Consider the following 14,291-nt stretch of genomic DNA (forward strand, 5'->3'; position numbering starts at 1 on the left):
CTCGCCGGATCCGTCAATGCAACCGACGGATCCGGCGCTCCAGTGCACCCAGCGCCCCATCGATCGTCAACGCCAACGCGCCCACCAGCAACGCGCCCTGGATCACATATGCGGTGTTGTTGCCCACCAGCCCCTCCACCACCGGCGAACCCAGCGTCGTCGCACCGACCGCCGACCCGATCGTCGCCGTGCCCACACCGACAATGGCCGAAAGCCGCACGCCACCCATGATCGGGCCCGCGGCGAGCGGCAACTCCACCTCCCACAAGCGACGCCAGCGCCCGTAGCCCATCCCGTCCGCCGCATGCAGCGCCGCGGCCGGCACGTTGTCGAGCCCCGCGATCGTCTGGCCCAGCACCGGAAGGACCCCGTACAGCGCCAGCGCAAGCAGGGTCGGCGCGGCGCCGAAGCCGAGCAAGGGGACGGCGATGGCCAGCACGGCCACGGGTGGAAACGTCTGCCCGATCACGGCTACCGCGCGCACCGTCGGCAACAGTGAGCGCCCGCCGGGACGTGTCGCCAGCACTCCGAGTGACAGGCCCACGGCGACCGCCACCAGGGTAGCGACGAACACCAGCGAAAGATGTGCGGCCGTCAACGTGAGGAACGAGGTGCGCGTGTACAGGGGGTGGCTCAGCGCCGGCCACCCGGCATGGAAAACGGGCGCGGAAAACGGCAGCACCAGCAGTAAGGCCAGCAGCGCCACGGCGGGAAGGATCGCTCTCACGGCCGCGGCGCCACCAGATCGACGAGGCGAATGACGCCGAAGGGCCGCCCATGCTCTTCCACCGGTAAGCGGTCGCGCCCCTGCGCGAGCATCGACGCCAGTGCGTCCTGCAACGAGGCGGCGATATCGAGTGCATCACCGTCGGCCTGCTCGCCGGGACGCGCGCTTTCGCGTACCGAACGCACGGCCAGTTCGCGCAGGCGGGTGCGCGTACCGCCCACGAATTCGTGCACGCGTTGGTCGGCGGGCTCGCGGATGAGCTGGAGCGGTGTGCCGACCTGCGCGATCTTGCCGTCGAGCATCAGCGCCACGCGATCGCCAAGGCTGAAGGCCTCGTCCATATCGTGGGTGACGAACAGGATCGTCGTACCGCTGTCGCGCTGAATGGTCTTGAGACTTTGCTGCAGCGACTCGCGCGTCAGCGGATCGAGTGCGCCGAACGGTTCGTCCATCAGCACGATGCGCGGCCGCGCGGCCAACGCGCGCGCCACACCGACACGCTGCTGCTGTCCGCCGGATAACGTGGCCGGATAGCGATCCGCGATTCCGGGCTCGTCGAGTCGCAAGAGGTCGATCAGCTCGGCCACGCGCGCACGGATCGCCGCGTCGGCCCATCCGAGGAGACGCGGCACCGTGGCGATATTCTCGGCCACCGTACGATGTGGAAACAGACCGACCGACTGAATCGCGTAGCCGATCCCCCGACGCAGGGCCTCGACGTCGCGCGTCGCCACGTCTTCACCGTCGACGCGCACGGTGCCGCGATCGACCGGTTCGAGCCGGTTGACCGTGCGCAGCAGCGTGGATTTGCCCGATCCCGACGGGCCGACCAGGACGAAGAATTCGCCATCCTCGATGCGCAGGGAGAGGTCATCGATGACGACGTGCTCGCCGTAACGTTTGTGGACGCGATCGAACTCGATCATGCGGGAGTCTCCGTCAACGCGAGCAGACCCTGAAAAAGAACATCGGCCGCCAGTGCAAGACCGATGATCGCGAGCGTACCGAGCAACACCATGTCCGTGGCACCCTGGCCGATGCCGAGGAAGACGAAACGGCCCAGGCCGCCTGCGCCGATGAGCGCGGCGACGGCCGCCAGCCCGATCGTCTGCACCGCGACGATGCGCAGGCCGGCGAGCAGTACGGGCCAGCCCAGCGGCAACTGCACGCGCGCCAGCACCTGCCAGCGGCTCATGCCAAGGCCATGCGCGGCCTCCAGCGCCTCTGGTGCCACCGCGTCGAGTCCGGCGACCGTGTAGCGGACCACGGGAAGCAGCGCATACAGAACGAGAGCGAAGACGGCGGGCGCCGCGCCCGTACCGCCGAAGCCGATCGCACCCATCGCCGGCCATGCGTTCGCCAGCCACGCGAAGGGACCGATCAACAACGCGAACAGCGCCAGCGAAGGCACGGTCTGCAGGAAGGTCAGCAGCCCGACCAGTGCGCCGCCTCCGCGCTTCGCGCGCCAGGCCCATCCTCCGAGCGGCGCACCGATCAGCAAGGCGACGGCCAGCGTGACGACGGCGATCGCGACATGGGTAAGCAAGGCATCGGCGAACGGGGCGCGTTGCGCAGCGTACTCACGGACAAGCGCGAGACCGTCGAGTGCGCCGGCGGCCGCCATGATCGCGATGGCGACCAGCGCAGCGAACCACGCGACGACCTGTACCACGCGACGCGCAGGCCGCAACCGATCCAGCAGTAGCAGCGCGGCCGCCAGCCACGCCAACCAGAAGCCGGCACCGAGCTGGACGCGTGTGCTCGCCGCGGCGCGCATCAGCCACGCGTGGGCATCGATGCCCGCTAACAGCGGAAGCCCCGTCATCGCCAGCCAGGCGAGTAGGCCGACTACGATCCGCCGGCCCGGCCACCGTACGATCGCGCCGACCAGCGCGATGTCCCAGATCGCCGCCAGCACCCATGCATGCGGACTGTACGCGTGGCCGCTGAGAAGCCGATTCGGCGCGATGCGCAGGAAAGCGCCGAAGAGCGTCGCGAGAAGACCGAAAGCGGTCAGGACGATCACCGGAAGCGGGGAGTCGTCGGCGACACGCCGTGCGTCCTTCGGAAGTCCACCTTGGCTCAAGGCAGCATCCCCTGCTTGCGAAGGTAATCCGCGGCGACGACGGAAGCGTCCTCCCCATCGATCTGCGTGCGTGCGTTGAGCTGGCGAAGTACGTCCACGGTGAGCGGCCTGAACGCCGCTTCGAGCGACCCGCGCATGCCCGGATAACGACGCAGCACGGCGTCGCGCACCACGGCGGCCGGCTGGTAAACCATCTCGACGTGCTTCGGGTCGTCGAGCACCACCAGGCCGGTCACGGCCAGCGCGCCGTCGGTGGAATACACCATGCTGGCGTTGACGCCGGATGTGCCCTCCGCTGCAGCCTTGATCGTGGCCGACGTATCGCCACCGGCAAGGACCAGCAGCTGATCGCCACGCAAGGCGAAACCGTAAGCGGACTGGAAAGCGGGCAATGCCGCGTCGCTCTCCACGAACTCGGCGGAACCGGCAAGGTAGACGTCACCGCCCGCACGCGCCCAGCGCGAAAAATCGTCCAGCGTGCGCAAGCGCTGTTGCCGGGCGACGTCGGGGCGCACGCCGATAGCCCAGTGGTTGTCCGCCGGTGCGGGACGTAACCAGACCAGCTGATTGGCCGACGCATCGAGCGAGGCCGCCAGCGCCCAAGCCTTGCCCGCATCGCGAAACGCCGGGTCGCTCTCCCGATGGAAGAAGAACGCCGCGTTACCCGTGTATTCCGGATAGACGTCCAAATCGCCGTTGATGAGCGCCCTGCGCACGATGGACGTCGGACCCAGCTGCGTGCGATCGACGACGGGGATGCCCGCGTGCTTCAGCACCTGCAGCACGATCTGGCCCAGCAGGGCGCCCTCATTGTCCGCCTTGGAGCCCACCCGCACCGCGTCCTGCGCCTGCACCGCAAAGGCAAAAGCGGCGAGGACGACGAGCAGGAGGCCGAGACGGCGACGCAAGCGTCAGCGCCCGAGCACGTCGACGAAGCCGCGCTTCAGCGCTTCGTCGATGGGCGTGGCGTTGACGCTTTCAGGGAGCGCGATGAATCGTGCCTCGAAGGCGCGCACGCCATCCATGAAGCGGTCGCCCCGGCCTGCGTCATCACCCTGGTCGACGGCGTAGGCGAGTACGCGCGCCGCCTGCCCCGCGAGGTCGACCTCGTCGGGAAGCGCGGAGATATCGCCCCAGACCTGCTTGAGATAAAGCACGGCCTCTTCCGCGCGCCGCATGCGATGCAGCAGTCCTGGTCGCGGCGTGTGCTCGGGCAGGAAACGCGCGACGACATCGTGAGCCTCGTCCATGCTCACCGGGCCGAGATCGACGCGGATGCACAGCCATGCGGTATCGAACAACCATGTACCGGGCTTCGGCTCCGCGCTGTAAGGCAGTGCCTCGCCGTTGACCTCGACGCTCTCAGGAATCCCGGCATCGAGGAACTGGACGATGTAGGAGCGCATCGCGTGCTTGCCATCGAAGGTTCCCTCACTGCGATCGATGTGCACGCGATGGGCACGGTCGCCCCGTCGGCTGCGCACGCGGATGCGGGAGCATTCACCTCGCTGATAGCCCTGGCTCTCGCCGTCGTCGTCGTAGAGTTCCGTCGTGCCTTCGTCGCCCGGAAAGACCTGAAGAATGAGTTCGTCGGGTACGTTGGCCAGATCCCGCATGCCTTCCGGATAAAGCGGTACCACGCTGCCCGGGCGCACGAAGATGGGTATTTCCTCCAGCGTGTAAGAGCGTTCCAGCACCCGTCCTCCTTCGAACGACTCCGCGCCATCGCGGCTGTACCACACACCGGGCGGCAGCCAGACCGGGAACGACGCCGTGCCGTCCTCACCGACCGGCACGGTCACCGGGGCGACCAAAAGGTCGTTACCGAACATGTACTGCGACGGATACGCGTAGGCTTCGTCGCATTCGGGCCAGTGGTAGTACATCGGCCGCACGATGGACAGGCCCGTATCGTAAGCGTGTCGCGCGGCAGCGTAGATATATGGCGCGAGCTGATAACGCAGGCGGATCGCCGCGAAGATCGCGTCGCCGTAAGGGGGCCCGAAATGCCAGGGCTCCTTGTGCAGACTCGCTTCCTTCGCGGAGTGCGTCCGCAACACGGGGCTGAAGACGCCCAGCTGCATCCAGCGCGCGTACAACTCCGGCTCCAGATGCCGCTCCGGACGCGGGATGTGCTTGTGGAAGGTATGCCCACCGATGTCGTGGCTCCAGTAGCCATACAACACGTTGGACGCCATCGCCGTGAAGTGCGGCTGGTACGCCAGCGACGTCCATGAGATCACGCTGTCGCCGGAAAAACCGATCGGATAGCGATGGTTACCGAGCCCGCCCCAGCGGTGATAGATCAGGCCGCGACGATCGCCCTGACGCTGCATCTCGGTGAAGAACGCATGGTTGAGCCACCACGTGTTCGACAGCCCCGGATGCGCCTTCGACTCCGGCCACTGCTGCCAGTCGAGCCACCAGAAGTCGACGCCCTCGCGCTCCAGCGGGCCCAGCACGGTATCGAACAAGGCGCGCATGTAGGTGCGGGAGGTGCCCTCGAACGGGATGGGCGCCCGGGTCGAGGTATCCCAGGACAGAGCCTTGGCCATCGCCTCGTATTTTTCTTCGTGCGGCAGCACGCCCGAAGCCGGATGCAGGTTGAGCGTTATGCGGAGCTTCTGTCCACGCGCCCAGCGCATGAAGGCCGCCGGATCGGGAAACAGACTGCGATTGAAGGTATAGCCGGTCCAGCCCGACGGCTCACCGAAAACGTCCTTGTGCTCGTGACCGGGACGCAGTGACAGCCCCGGGGTCGTATGCCAGTCCATGTCCAGCACGAGCACGTCGAGCGGGATGCGCTCCTTCACGAAGCGGGCGCCGAGAATGCGCAGTTCCTGATCGGAATAATTCCAGTAGCGCGACCACCAGTAGCCGAAGACGAACCGCGGTGGAATCGGTTGCGGACCGGCGATGGCCGCGAAATCGGCCAGGGCCGCCGGGTAGTCGTGCCCGTAGCCGAAGAAGTAGAGGTCCTGGCGGTCGCCGGACGGACGCCCGGTCACCCAGCCCTCGTCATCGATGCCGAAACCGTCGGTATCGTCGACCACATGCCAGCCGTCGCGCGCGATCAGCCCTTCTTCCAGCGGCAGCTTGCTGCCGTCCTGCCAGGTGTCGCCGTCGTAGCGGTCGAGTGTGCGGAAGGTTCCGCCGAGGTTGGCCTGCTGGACATCGCCGGGACGCCATTCGACCTCGTCGCCCGGTTTACGCCGGACGCGGATCCGGAGGTTGCCGGGGACGAAGCGGCCGCTGTCTTTCTCGTAATGCAGCTGCAGCCGGTCCGTTTCGATCTGGATGGCCACGTCGTCTTCGACGATCTGGAACGGCGGCGCGTCGAGCGCGCGGTGGACGACCACCTGGGTCCGTCCATCGCGAAACCGGCGGTCGGCACTCCATTCCATACGGATCAGGCGCGGCGTGAGGACCGTAAAGCGGACCTCGCCACGCTCGATGATGGCCTCGGGACGCGCCGCGGCGCCGCCCTCGGGTCGGCTGTCTGACTTCGCTTCCATGGGTGGGTGCACCCCTTGTCGAACCGGAGGTGGACCATTATGACGCGTCGCGGCATGGAACCGGTGAAAGCATGCGATTGACGGCGCCTTGCCGCTTCGTGCACTTACGCCAAGGCACCTTCTGGTCTCATCGAACTCAACGGGAGGAAACAACCATGAATGAAGACCAGATCCGCGGCGCCGCCAATACCGTCGGTGGACGCGTGCAGCGCGCCGCCGGTGCCCTCGTCGGCGATCACTCGCTCGAAGGCGAAGGCGCGATCCGCGAGACCGCCGGACGCGTGCAGGCAGCCGCCGGCGATGCCGTCGACAGCGTCCGCGACGTGGTCGCCCATCGTCCGCTCGGTGCGATCCTGAGTGGCTTCGGCGTCGGTATCCTCGTCGGCATGCTGCTGGCTCGTCGCGACTGAGTCGGCTTCACGCCACTTCGCAGCGATTGCGTCCCAGACGTTTCGCTGCATAAAGCGCGCGATCGGCCCGGTCGAATGCCCTTGCAGGGGTATCTTCCGGGCCGAATTGCGTGATGCCGCCCGACATGGTGACCGTCACGGGCTTGCCGCTCGCATGGAAGGCCAGCCGCGCCACCATGGCGCACAGGCCCTCGGCTTTCAGTCTCGCCTGCTCCGGCGACGCGCCGCCGAACACGACGACGAACTCTTCCCCGCCGTAGCGCGCGACGAAAGCGTCTTCCGGTAACTCACGCGTAAATGTCTGACCGACGATACGCAGGACGGCATCGCCTGCCGCGTGGCCGAAGCTGTCGTTGATCGTCTTGAAGTGGTCGATGTCGAAGGCGGCCACGCATACGGCGCGAGCCGTGTTCCGCACATCCTGCTCGATGCCTTCCATGTGCCGCTCGTAAGCCAGCCGGTTGGGCAGGCCCGTGAGTGGGTCGGTGACGGCCAGCACGTGCTCGCGTCGGAGAGAATCCTGCAGCGAGGTGGTCTGTGTCTCCAGTTCGGCCACGCGGTCGCGCATACGCTCGGCACGGTCACGATAGGCGGCCATGCGGGCGTCCTCCCGCTCCCGGTATTCCCTGAAGTGGCTGTCGATCAGGGACAGGCGGGAGTTGACCTCCGCCTGCAAGGTGCCCAGATCGGTGGCGGCGAGCGTGCTTTCGCCGAGCGCCTTCATCTCCTCGCGCACGGTGGCATCCAGCTGCCGGCTGCCGTCGGTGGCGTCGCCGTGGTCCAGCTCCGCCGCAAGATATCGCGTCATGTCACCCAGGCGCGCGCTCACCGCGGCAAGCAGGTCCTGCAGGCGGGCGATGTCCGCGCGCAGCGACCCGACCATGTCGTCGGCAACGGGCGCATCCGCCAATGCTTCCGTAGCGACGAGCGTCGCCACCGGGGCGTCATCGTTGACGGCGGGCGGCAGGCGATCCAAGCCGGCCACCGCTTCGGTCAGCGAGTCCAGCAAGGCGTCCAGCACGGCCGGATTCGGTGAGTCGCGCAGAGCCTCGTTGAGCCGGTCGAGCAGACGGTCGACATCCGTGCCCTGCCCCCGCGCCAGCGCGGTCAGACGGACGGCGAGCCGGCGCAGGCCTTCTTCGAGATCGCGGAAATCGCGCTCGTCGCGCTCCATCCGCTCCAGCGCGAGATGGTATTTGCGCTCCCAGATGTCCTGCTCCACCCCGGTCCCCATGGTCTGGCTTACGCCCCTGTTGGCATCGTACCGGCGAAACGGCGCCGGTCATGGGAAGCATAACGGCCGGTGACCGCCTTTCTTGACGGTCCGGCTCCGACGGCCCTGCTCCGACCGCTCAGCCCCGGACGGGGCGCAGCATCCGGCAGATACCCACGATCGGCCGGCGTGGACCGCAGGGGTCGGTGCTGGCGGGGTCGCCGGCACGATGCGCCGCGAGGCTGTCGAACGAGGGGCGTCCCGCACCGCCGGCGCAGCCACAGGCCACGGCGAGCAGAAACCCCGCGCCGATGGCGATCGCACTCGTCTTGATTCGCATGACTTCCCCCCCGTCGTCACCTCCGACGTTAGGCCGTCTGGCGCGACGGAACAATAGTCCGAACGGTCGCCGGGCGATCCTTGCCGAAGATGCCCAGATGGCCCGCGGGCGTGAAAACCGCAGGACGCGACGGTTTGCTAAAATCGCCGGCATGCGCATCGGCCCCTACTCCATCGCGCCCGGCGTGGTGCTCGCGCCCATGGCCGGCGTGACCGACAAACCGTTCCGTCTCCTGTGCAAGCGCATGGGGGCCGGCCTCGCCGTGTCCGAAATGACCGCCTCCGACCCGCGTCTCTGGAACACCACCAAGTCGCTCCGCCGCATGGACCACGACGGCGAACCCGAGCCGGTCAGTGTTCAGATCGCGGGCTACGACCCGGGCATGCTCGCCGAGGCCGCGAAGTACAACGCCGACAACGGCGCCCAGATCGTCGATATCAATATGGGCTGTCCGGCGAAGAAGGTCTGCAACGTCTGGTCCGGCTCCGCCCTGCTCCAGGACGAACCGCTCGTCGCGCGGATTCTCCAGGCCGTCGTGAAGGCCGTGGACGTCCCGGTCACGCTGAAGATCCGCACCGGCTGGGACCGTGAGCACCGCAACGCGCTGACCATCGCGAAGATCGCCGAAGACGCGGGCATCGCGGCGCTGGCGGTGCACGGGCGCACCCGCGCGGACAAGTACGAAGGCGACGCCGAATACGCCACTATCGCCGCCGTGAAGGCGAGCGTGCGCATTCCGGTGATGGCCAACGGCGATGTGGTGACGCCGGAAAAGGCACGCGACGTACTCGCGGCCACGGGCGCCGACGCGATCATGGTGGGACGCGGCGCGCAGGGCCGCCCGTGGATCTTCCGCGAGATCGCTCACCACCTCGAAACCGGCGGCTTCCTCGCGGAGCCGACGCCCACCGAGGTGCGCGACATCCTCTCCGGGCATCTCGAACAGCTGTACGCCTTCTACGGCGAGAAGATGGGCGTGCGTATCGCGCGCAAGCACCTGGGCTGGTATGCGAAGGACCGGCCGGAGAATGCTGCGTTTCGACATGTGGTCAATCAAGCCGAGGATGCTGCTACGCAGCTTCGCCTTACGCGCGAGTATTTCGATGCGCTGGCGGCTGGGGTTTCGCTCGCCGCCTGAGGTCCAAGGTTCCAACCTGCCCACGGCCTCAGCCGAGCAACACGACGGAGGCGGCGGATGCCGCCAGACCACGTGTCGCGAAGCGGCTACCCGATTACGCCGCCTTCAGCACCGCCTGCAGCTTCGACCGGTCGAGCTCCTTCTCCCACGCACACACGACAATCGCAGCCACCCCATTGCCGACGAGGTTCGTCATCGCCAGCCCCGTGCCGAGGAACCGGTGAATGCCAAGGATCAACACCATGCCAGCAACCGGGACGACCGGCACGACGCTCAGCGTGGATGCCAGCATCACCAGCGCGGCTCCTGCGACGCCGCTCGCGCCCTTCGACGTCAGCATGCCCACGATCGCCACCGTGATCTGCTGCTGGATGGTGAGCTCGATGTTCAGTGCCTGCGCGATGAACAGGATCGCCATCGTCAGGTAGATATTGGTGCCGTCGAGGTTGAACGAATAGCCCGTCGGCACGACCAGACCCACGGTTTCCTTCGGGCAGCCGAGGTCTTCCATCTTGCGCATCAGCGGCGCCAGCACCACTTCCGACGAGCTCGTGCCCAGAACGATGAGCAGCTCGTCGCGGATGTACGCGCAGAAACGAATGATGCTGAAGCCCGCGATCCGCGCGACGAGCCCCAGCACCAGCACGACGAAGATCACGCAGACCAGATAGAAGCTGCCGATCAGCTCCATCAGCGGGACCAGTGAAACGACGCCGTACTTGCCGATGGCGAAAGCCATCGCGCCGAACGCACCGATCGACGACACCGCGGTGATGTAGTGCACGATCTTGAAGAATACCTGCGCACCCGCCTCGATCACGTCGTACACCGGCTTGCCGCGCTCACCGATCGCCGCCAGCGCGCAGCCGAACAGCACCGAGATCAACAGGATCGAGAGCACATCGCCCTTGGCGAACGCGTTGACGAAGGTGGTCGGAATGATCGACAGCAGAAAGTCGACCGACTCGATGTTGTGGCCCTGCGCGACGTAGTTGCCGACCTCTGAAGCTTTCAGCGTTGCCGGATCGACGTTGAAGCTGCTGCCGGGATGGAACACGTGGCCCGCGACGAGTCCGAAAAACAGGGCGACCGTCGAGATCATCTCGAAATAGAGCAACGCCTTGCCGCCGACACGACCCACCTTGCGCATGTCGCGCATACCGGCAATGCCCGTGACCACCGTGCAGAAGATGATCGGACCGATCACCATCTTGATCAGGGCGATGAAGCCGTCACCCAGCGGCTTCATCTTCTGCGCGTACTCCGGGGAAAGGTAACCGAGCGCCACGCCGATCACGACCGCGATGAGGACCTGTATGTACAGCTGCCGGTAGAAAGGCTTGCGCGGCTTCGGTGACGGGAGGGTCGTTGCGGTGCTCTCGGACATGGAATTCTCGGTGTTCGATCAGGCGAAGTCGTACAGGCGCGCAGGATTGTCGATGAGCAACCGCTTGCGCAGGTCTTCATCCGGGCAGAAACGGAACATCAGGTCGACCAGACCGCCATCATTGGGCATGTCTTTGGAGATGTTCGGATGCGGGAAGTCCGTACCCCACAGCACACGGTCCGGTGCCGTTTCGATCAGCGTGCTGGCGAACGGGATGGCGTCGTCGAACGGCTTTTTGCCGACGGAGACGCGCTCGGCACCGCAGACCTTCACCCACGCCAGCGGATTGTCGCGCATCAGCTCGACCAGCAGGCGGAACGGTTCCTGCTCAACGCCTCTGGCGGCCTGCACGCGGCCCATGTGGTCGATAACGAACGGAATACGGATCTTCGACAGGGTGTCCTGAAGTTCGACGATGTCGTTCGCGTCCAGGTGCAGCACCACGTGCCAGCCCATCTCCGCGACGCGGTCGAGGACCCGCCAGAACACCTTCATGTCCGGGCGGCCGCCGAGATGCTGGACGAAGTTGAAGCGCACGCCACGCACGCCGCCGTCGTTAAGCGCCGCCAGACCCTTCTCGTCGATGCCGTCATCGACGATGGCGACGCCACGATAACGCCCCTCGCCGCGCGCGATGGCGTCGAGCATCGCGGTGTTGTCGGTGCCGTGGCAGCTGGCCTGGACGATGACGCCACGGTCGAAACCGAGAAAGTCATGCAGTGCGACCAGGTGTTCGTACGGTGCGTCGGGAGGGGTGTAGCTGCGGTCCGCAGCGTACGGAAAACGATTCGCCGGACCGAAGACGTGGCAGTGCGCGTCGCAGGACCCCGCGGGGAGCGCCTGCGCAGGTCGGGTCGGGTTTGGATCGGGGGGAAGGCAGGATTTCGAGGGATCATTCATTCGGGAGATCGTCCACATAGCGCAGACCGGCTTCGGCCAGTTTCGGTCGCATGTCATAGAGGTCCAGCCCGAGTTCGCCGGCGGCGAGACGCTCGCGCTTCGATGCTTCGTTCATCACGCGCTTGCGCGAGGCCGCGATGGCTTTCTCGACCGTCGCATGGGTGACGACGACGACACCATCGTCGTCGGCCACGATCGCGTCACCGGGCCTGACCAGCTGGCCGCCGATGACCACCGGCACGTTGACCGAGCCGAGCGTGGCCTTGACCGTGCCGCGCGCATGCACGGCGCGCGCCCAGACCGGGAAACCCATGCGACGCAGCTCGGCACTGTCGCGCACACCGGCGTCGATGACCAGGCCGACGACCCCGCGCGCCTGCAACGACGTGGCGAGCAGGTCGCCGAACATGCCATCGGTGTTCTCGGTCGTGCAGGCGACGACGAGGATGTCGCCAGGGCGACACTGCTCCACCGCCACGTGCAGCATCCAGTTGTCGCCAGGCTGTGCGAGCACGGTGACCGCCGAGCCGGCGATGGACGCGTCGTGCTGGATCGGCGCGATGGGTGGCTGAAACAGACCGGTACGACCCTGCGCTTCGTGCACGGTGGCCACGCCCATCGAAGCGAGCGATTCGGCCTGCTCCTTCGTGATCGACGGGCGATTGCGGACGACGATACCGATCATGCCAGGGTCCCTTGCGTAACGTGCGAGAATACGCGCTGGAACGCTTCGGCGTAGGTGATCTTGAACTCCGAGTTACGCGACGCCTGGGCACCGCGCTGCAGACCGACGCGGGTGTAGTACTCCCACAGATGCTCCTGCGCGCGCATCGTTTCGAACGCGGCCTTTTTCTTCTCCCACACCGGAGTGATGTCCAGGAACAGTTCGGGCTTCCACTCGCACTGTTCCGGCTGGTGCGGCTCGAACAAAAACACGGGCGGCGCGCCGATCACCGGCACCTGCGGCTCATGGCCGTGGGCCTGCGCGACGACGCGCGCCTCCTGCGCCACGTGGGTCGCCAGCGGGTGGTCGAAGTTATACGGATCTTTCAGCGAGTGGCTGAGCACGAAGGACGGACGCAGTTCGCGGTAGACCTTGGCCAGATGGAACACGACGTCGAGATCGGCGCGCATCGGGTAGTCGCCGATGTCCATGAACTCGACGCTGGCACCGAGTATATCGGCCGCTTCCTGTGCTTCCGCGCGACGATCGGTCTTTACCTTCTCCATCGTCATACCGGCCTGCCGCCACAGCTTGGCGGACTCGCCGCGCTCGCCGAAGGACAGGCAGACGATATGCACTTTCCACCCCTGTGCGGCGTGCAGCGCGATGGCGCCGCCGGCGCGCCAGACGAAGTCGGCGGAGTGGGCACTGACGATGAGAGCGGTCTTCTGGTCGGACATCATGGACTCCAGGGGGAAGGATCAGGCGGCAGGTCCGCGCCAGATCGAAGGCGAGACGGGAACGGTGCCGCGCATCAGCAGGCGGGCCGTACGAAGTAGCGCGGCGCGTACGACGCGGTGACCTTCGAGGCCGACCTCGACGCTGAATTCGCCGGTGGGGTGTTCGATGGAGAGCGTGCGTGTGTCGCCTTCGCTCTGCGTCGCCAGGTCGAAGGCGACCGAGCCCGGCAGCACCGCGGCCGTGGCGACGGTGACCGCGCCCAGCACGCCGATCGACGTGTGACAGTCGTGCGGGATGAAGGTGCGCGTGCCGAGCGTTCCACCGGCGCGGGGCGCCGAAACGAGGGTGATCTTGGGCACCGGCTTCGTGCTGACGTCACCGAGGTTCATCAGCGGCGCGGCCTTCAGGCGCAGCGCCTCGATGCGAGCCTTCAGCGTGTCGTTCGCATCGAGCTCGGCGGGAGTCTCGTCACCGCGCACGCCCAGATCAGCCGCCGCGATGATCATGACGGGCATGCCGTTGTCGATCAGGGTCATCTCGATGCCGTCCACCGTGTCGCGTACGTTGCCGGTGGGCAGCAGGCTGCCGGTGAGCGAGCCTTCCGTATCGAGGAAGCGACAGGTCACCGGCGCGGCCGGGCGCGGCACGCCATCGATACGGGCGTCACCGTCGTACATCGGAACGCCGTCGGGCGTGACGATGGTGATTTCGGCGATGACGCCGGTGTTCACCGTGCGCACGCGGCGCGTCGTCGTCCCCCCGTCGGCGGCGATCAGCCCGGCTTCGATAGCGGCCGGCAACGCGGCTGCCAGCATGTTGCCGCAGTTGGGCGTGGTGTCGACGCGCGCGTCGGCGATGCCGATCTGGCCGAACAGGAAGTCGAGGTCGGCGGCGCCGTCGGCAGGAATCGAAAGAATGCCGGCTTTGCTGGTCAGCGTCCTGGCGCCGCCCAGACCGTCGATCTGGCGCTCATCGGGCGAGCCCATGACCGCAAGAATGACCGTATCGCGTGTGGCCTTATTGTCGGGGAGGTCGCGGGCCAGGAAGAACGGACCCTTGGACGTGCCGCCGCGCAGGTACCAGCAGGGAATCTCGTGAGCCATCGATGCAGGACGCCGTTCGGGAATAACAGCGACGATGGTCGTCCCGCGAGACCCCGTGAACAACGCG

At 66.7% G+C, this 14,291-nt stretch carries 14 protein-coding genes; 2 read left to right on the forward strand and 12 right to left on the reverse strand.

The window, feature by feature from the left end; all coding sequences use genetic code 11:
* Positions 1-13: 13 nt before the first annotated feature.
* From FA87_RS15610 to FA87_RS15630, 5 genes are read right to left on the reverse strand one after another with little or no spacing between them, the layout of a single operon-like run.
* Positions 14-727: an ABC transporter permease subunit gene (locus FA87_RS15610; RefSeq protein WP_043695801.1), complete on the reverse strand. Its 714-nt coding sequence runs from the start codon at positions 725-727 to the stop codon at positions 14-16.
* Positions 724-1,653, reverse strand: coding sequence for an ABC transporter ATP-binding protein (locus FA87_RS15615; protein ID WP_043695804.1), 930 nt, complete (start codon positions 1,651-1,653; stop codon positions 724-726). The genes FA87_RS15610 and FA87_RS15615 overlap by 4 nt, the downstream gene beginning before the upstream one ends.
* Positions 1,650-2,813 (reverse strand): ABC transporter permease, encoded by a 1,164-nt coding sequence (locus tag FA87_RS15620; protein WP_043695807.1) that lies wholly within the window; start codon positions 2,811-2,813, stop codon positions 1,650-1,652. Before FA87_RS15620 ends, FA87_RS15615 begins: the two co-directional genes overlap by 4 nt.
* Positions 2,810-3,721 carry a glycine betaine ABC transporter substrate-binding protein gene (locus tag FA87_RS15625; RefSeq protein WP_043695810.1) on the reverse strand — a complete coding sequence of 304 codons (912 nt, stop codon included), beginning with the start codon at positions 3,719-3,721 and terminating at the stop codon, positions 2,810-2,812. Before FA87_RS15625 ends, FA87_RS15620 begins: the two co-directional genes overlap by 4 nt.
* A 3-nt stretch (positions 3,722-3,724) precedes the next feature.
* Entirely contained in the window at positions 3,725-6,328 is a 2,604-nt protein-coding gene (locus FA87_RS15630) for a glycoside hydrolase family 31 protein (protein WP_052191382.1), read from the reverse strand.
* A 155-nt stretch (positions 6,329-6,483) separates the two neighbouring features.
* On the opposite strand from FA87_RS15630, the gene FA87_RS15635 reads away from it, so the two are divergent.
* Positions 6,484-6,738 (forward strand): CsbD family protein, encoded by a 255-nt coding sequence (locus FA87_RS15635; RefSeq protein WP_036110404.1) that lies wholly within the window; start codon positions 6,484-6,486, stop codon positions 6,736-6,738.
* A 7-nt stretch (positions 6,739-6,745) separates the two neighbouring features.
* Here FA87_RS15635 and FA87_RS20015 read toward each other — a convergent pair whose 3' ends face one another.
* Positions 6,746-7,972, reverse strand: coding sequence for a GGDEF domain-containing protein (locus tag FA87_RS20015; protein WP_052191383.1), 1,227 nt, complete (start codon positions 7,970-7,972; stop codon positions 6,746-6,748).
* 118 nt (positions 7,973-8,090) lie between these two features.
* On the reverse strand, positions 8,091-8,291 hold the full coding sequence (locus FA87_RS15645) for a hypothetical protein (protein WP_036110401.1): 201 nt from the start codon (positions 8,289-8,291) through the stop codon (positions 8,091-8,093).
* Between the two features lie 151 nt (positions 8,292-8,442).
* Between FA87_RS15645 and dusB the strand changes: the two genes are divergently transcribed.
* Positions 8,443-9,429, forward strand: coding sequence for a tRNA dihydrouridine synthase DusB (gene dusB / locus FA87_RS15650; RefSeq protein ID WP_043695813.1), 987 nt, complete (start codon positions 8,443-8,445; stop codon positions 9,427-9,429).
* Positions 9,430-9,523: 94 nt separating this feature from the next.
* Here dusB and FA87_RS15655 read toward each other — a convergent pair whose 3' ends face one another.
* Genes FA87_RS15655 through FA87_RS15675 form a run of 5 tightly spaced genes read right to left on the reverse strand, consistent with a single transcriptional unit; the run spans position 9,524 to position 14,224 of the window.
* Positions 9,524-10,816, reverse strand: coding sequence for a dicarboxylate/amino acid:cation symporter (locus tag FA87_RS15655; RefSeq protein ID WP_052191384.1), 1,293 nt, complete (start codon positions 10,814-10,816; stop codon positions 9,524-9,526).
* 18 nt (positions 10,817-10,834) lie between these two features.
* A complete protein-coding gene (locus FA87_RS15660; protein ID WP_043695816.1) occupies positions 10,835-11,716 on the reverse strand; it encodes an amidohydrolase family protein in 882 nt (293 codons plus the stop codon).
* Complete coding sequence (locus FA87_RS15665; protein ID WP_043695819.1) at positions 11,709-12,401, reverse strand: 4-carboxy-4-hydroxy-2-oxoadipate aldolase/oxaloacetate decarboxylase; 693 nt, start codon at positions 12,399-12,401, stop codon at positions 11,709-11,711. The genes FA87_RS15660 and FA87_RS15665 overlap by 8 nt, the downstream gene beginning before the upstream one ends.
* Positions 12,398-13,120, reverse strand: a complete 723-nt coding sequence (locus FA87_RS15670; RefSeq protein WP_275041278.1) for a PIG-L deacetylase family protein — start codon at positions 13,118-13,120, stop codon at positions 12,398-12,400. The genes FA87_RS15665 and FA87_RS15670 overlap by 4 nt, the downstream gene beginning before the upstream one ends.
* A 21-nt stretch (positions 13,121-13,141) precedes the next feature.
* Positions 13,142-14,224, reverse strand: a complete 1,083-nt coding sequence (locus FA87_RS15675; protein WP_043695824.1) for a 4-oxalomesaconate tautomerase — start codon at positions 14,222-14,224, stop codon at positions 13,142-13,144.
* Positions 14,225-14,291: the final 67 nt, after the last annotated feature.

Source organism: Luteibacter sp. 9133 (genome assembly GCF_000800155.1).
Lineage (GTDB): Bacteria > Pseudomonadota > Gammaproteobacteria > Xanthomonadales > Rhodanobacteraceae > Luteibacter > Luteibacter mycovicinus.

Excerpts from the sequence above, each read along its gene's own strand:
- FA87_RS15615 (WP_043695804.1), bottom strand. The coding sequence starts at position 1,653 with ATGATCGAGTTCGATCGCGTCCACAAACGTTACGGCGAGCACGTCGTC.
- FA87_RS15630 (WP_052191382.1), bottom strand. The coding sequence starts at position 6,328 with ATGGAAGCGAAGTCAGACAGCCGACCCGAGGGCGGCGCCGCGGCGCGT.
- FA87_RS15635 (WP_036110404.1), top strand. The coding sequence starts at position 6,484 with ATGAATGAAGACCAGATCCGCGGCGCCGCCAATACCGTCGGTGGACGC.
- FA87_RS20015 (WP_052191383.1), bottom strand. The coding sequence starts at position 7,972 with ATGGGGACCGGGGTGGAGCAGGACATCTGGGAGCGCAAATACCATCTC.
- FA87_RS15645 (WP_036110401.1), bottom strand. The coding sequence starts at position 8,291 with ATGCGAATCAAGACGAGTGCGATCGCCATCGGCGCGGGGTTTCTGCTC.
- dusB (WP_043695813.1), top strand. The coding sequence starts at position 8,443 with ATGCGCATCGGCCCCTACTCCATCGCGCCCGGCGTGGTGCTCGCGCCC.
- FA87_RS15655 (WP_052191384.1), bottom strand. The coding sequence starts at position 10,816 with ATGTCCGAGAGCACCGCAACGACCCTCCCGTCACCGAAGCCGCGCAAG.
- FA87_RS15660 (WP_043695816.1), bottom strand. The coding sequence starts at position 11,716 with ATGAATGATCCCTCGAAATCCTGCCTTCCCCCCGATCCAAACCCGACC.
- FA87_RS15665 (WP_043695819.1), bottom strand. The coding sequence starts at position 12,401 with ATGATCGGTATCGTCGTCCGCAATCGCCCGTCGATCACGAAGGAGCAG.
- FA87_RS15670 (WP_275041278.1), bottom strand. The coding sequence starts at position 13,120 with ATGTCCGACCAGAAGACCGCTCTCATCGTCAGTGCCCACTCCGCCGAC.
- FA87_RS15675 (WP_043695824.1), bottom strand. The coding sequence starts at position 14,224 with ATGGCTCACGAGATTCCCTGCTGGTACCTGCGCGGCGGCACGTCCAAG.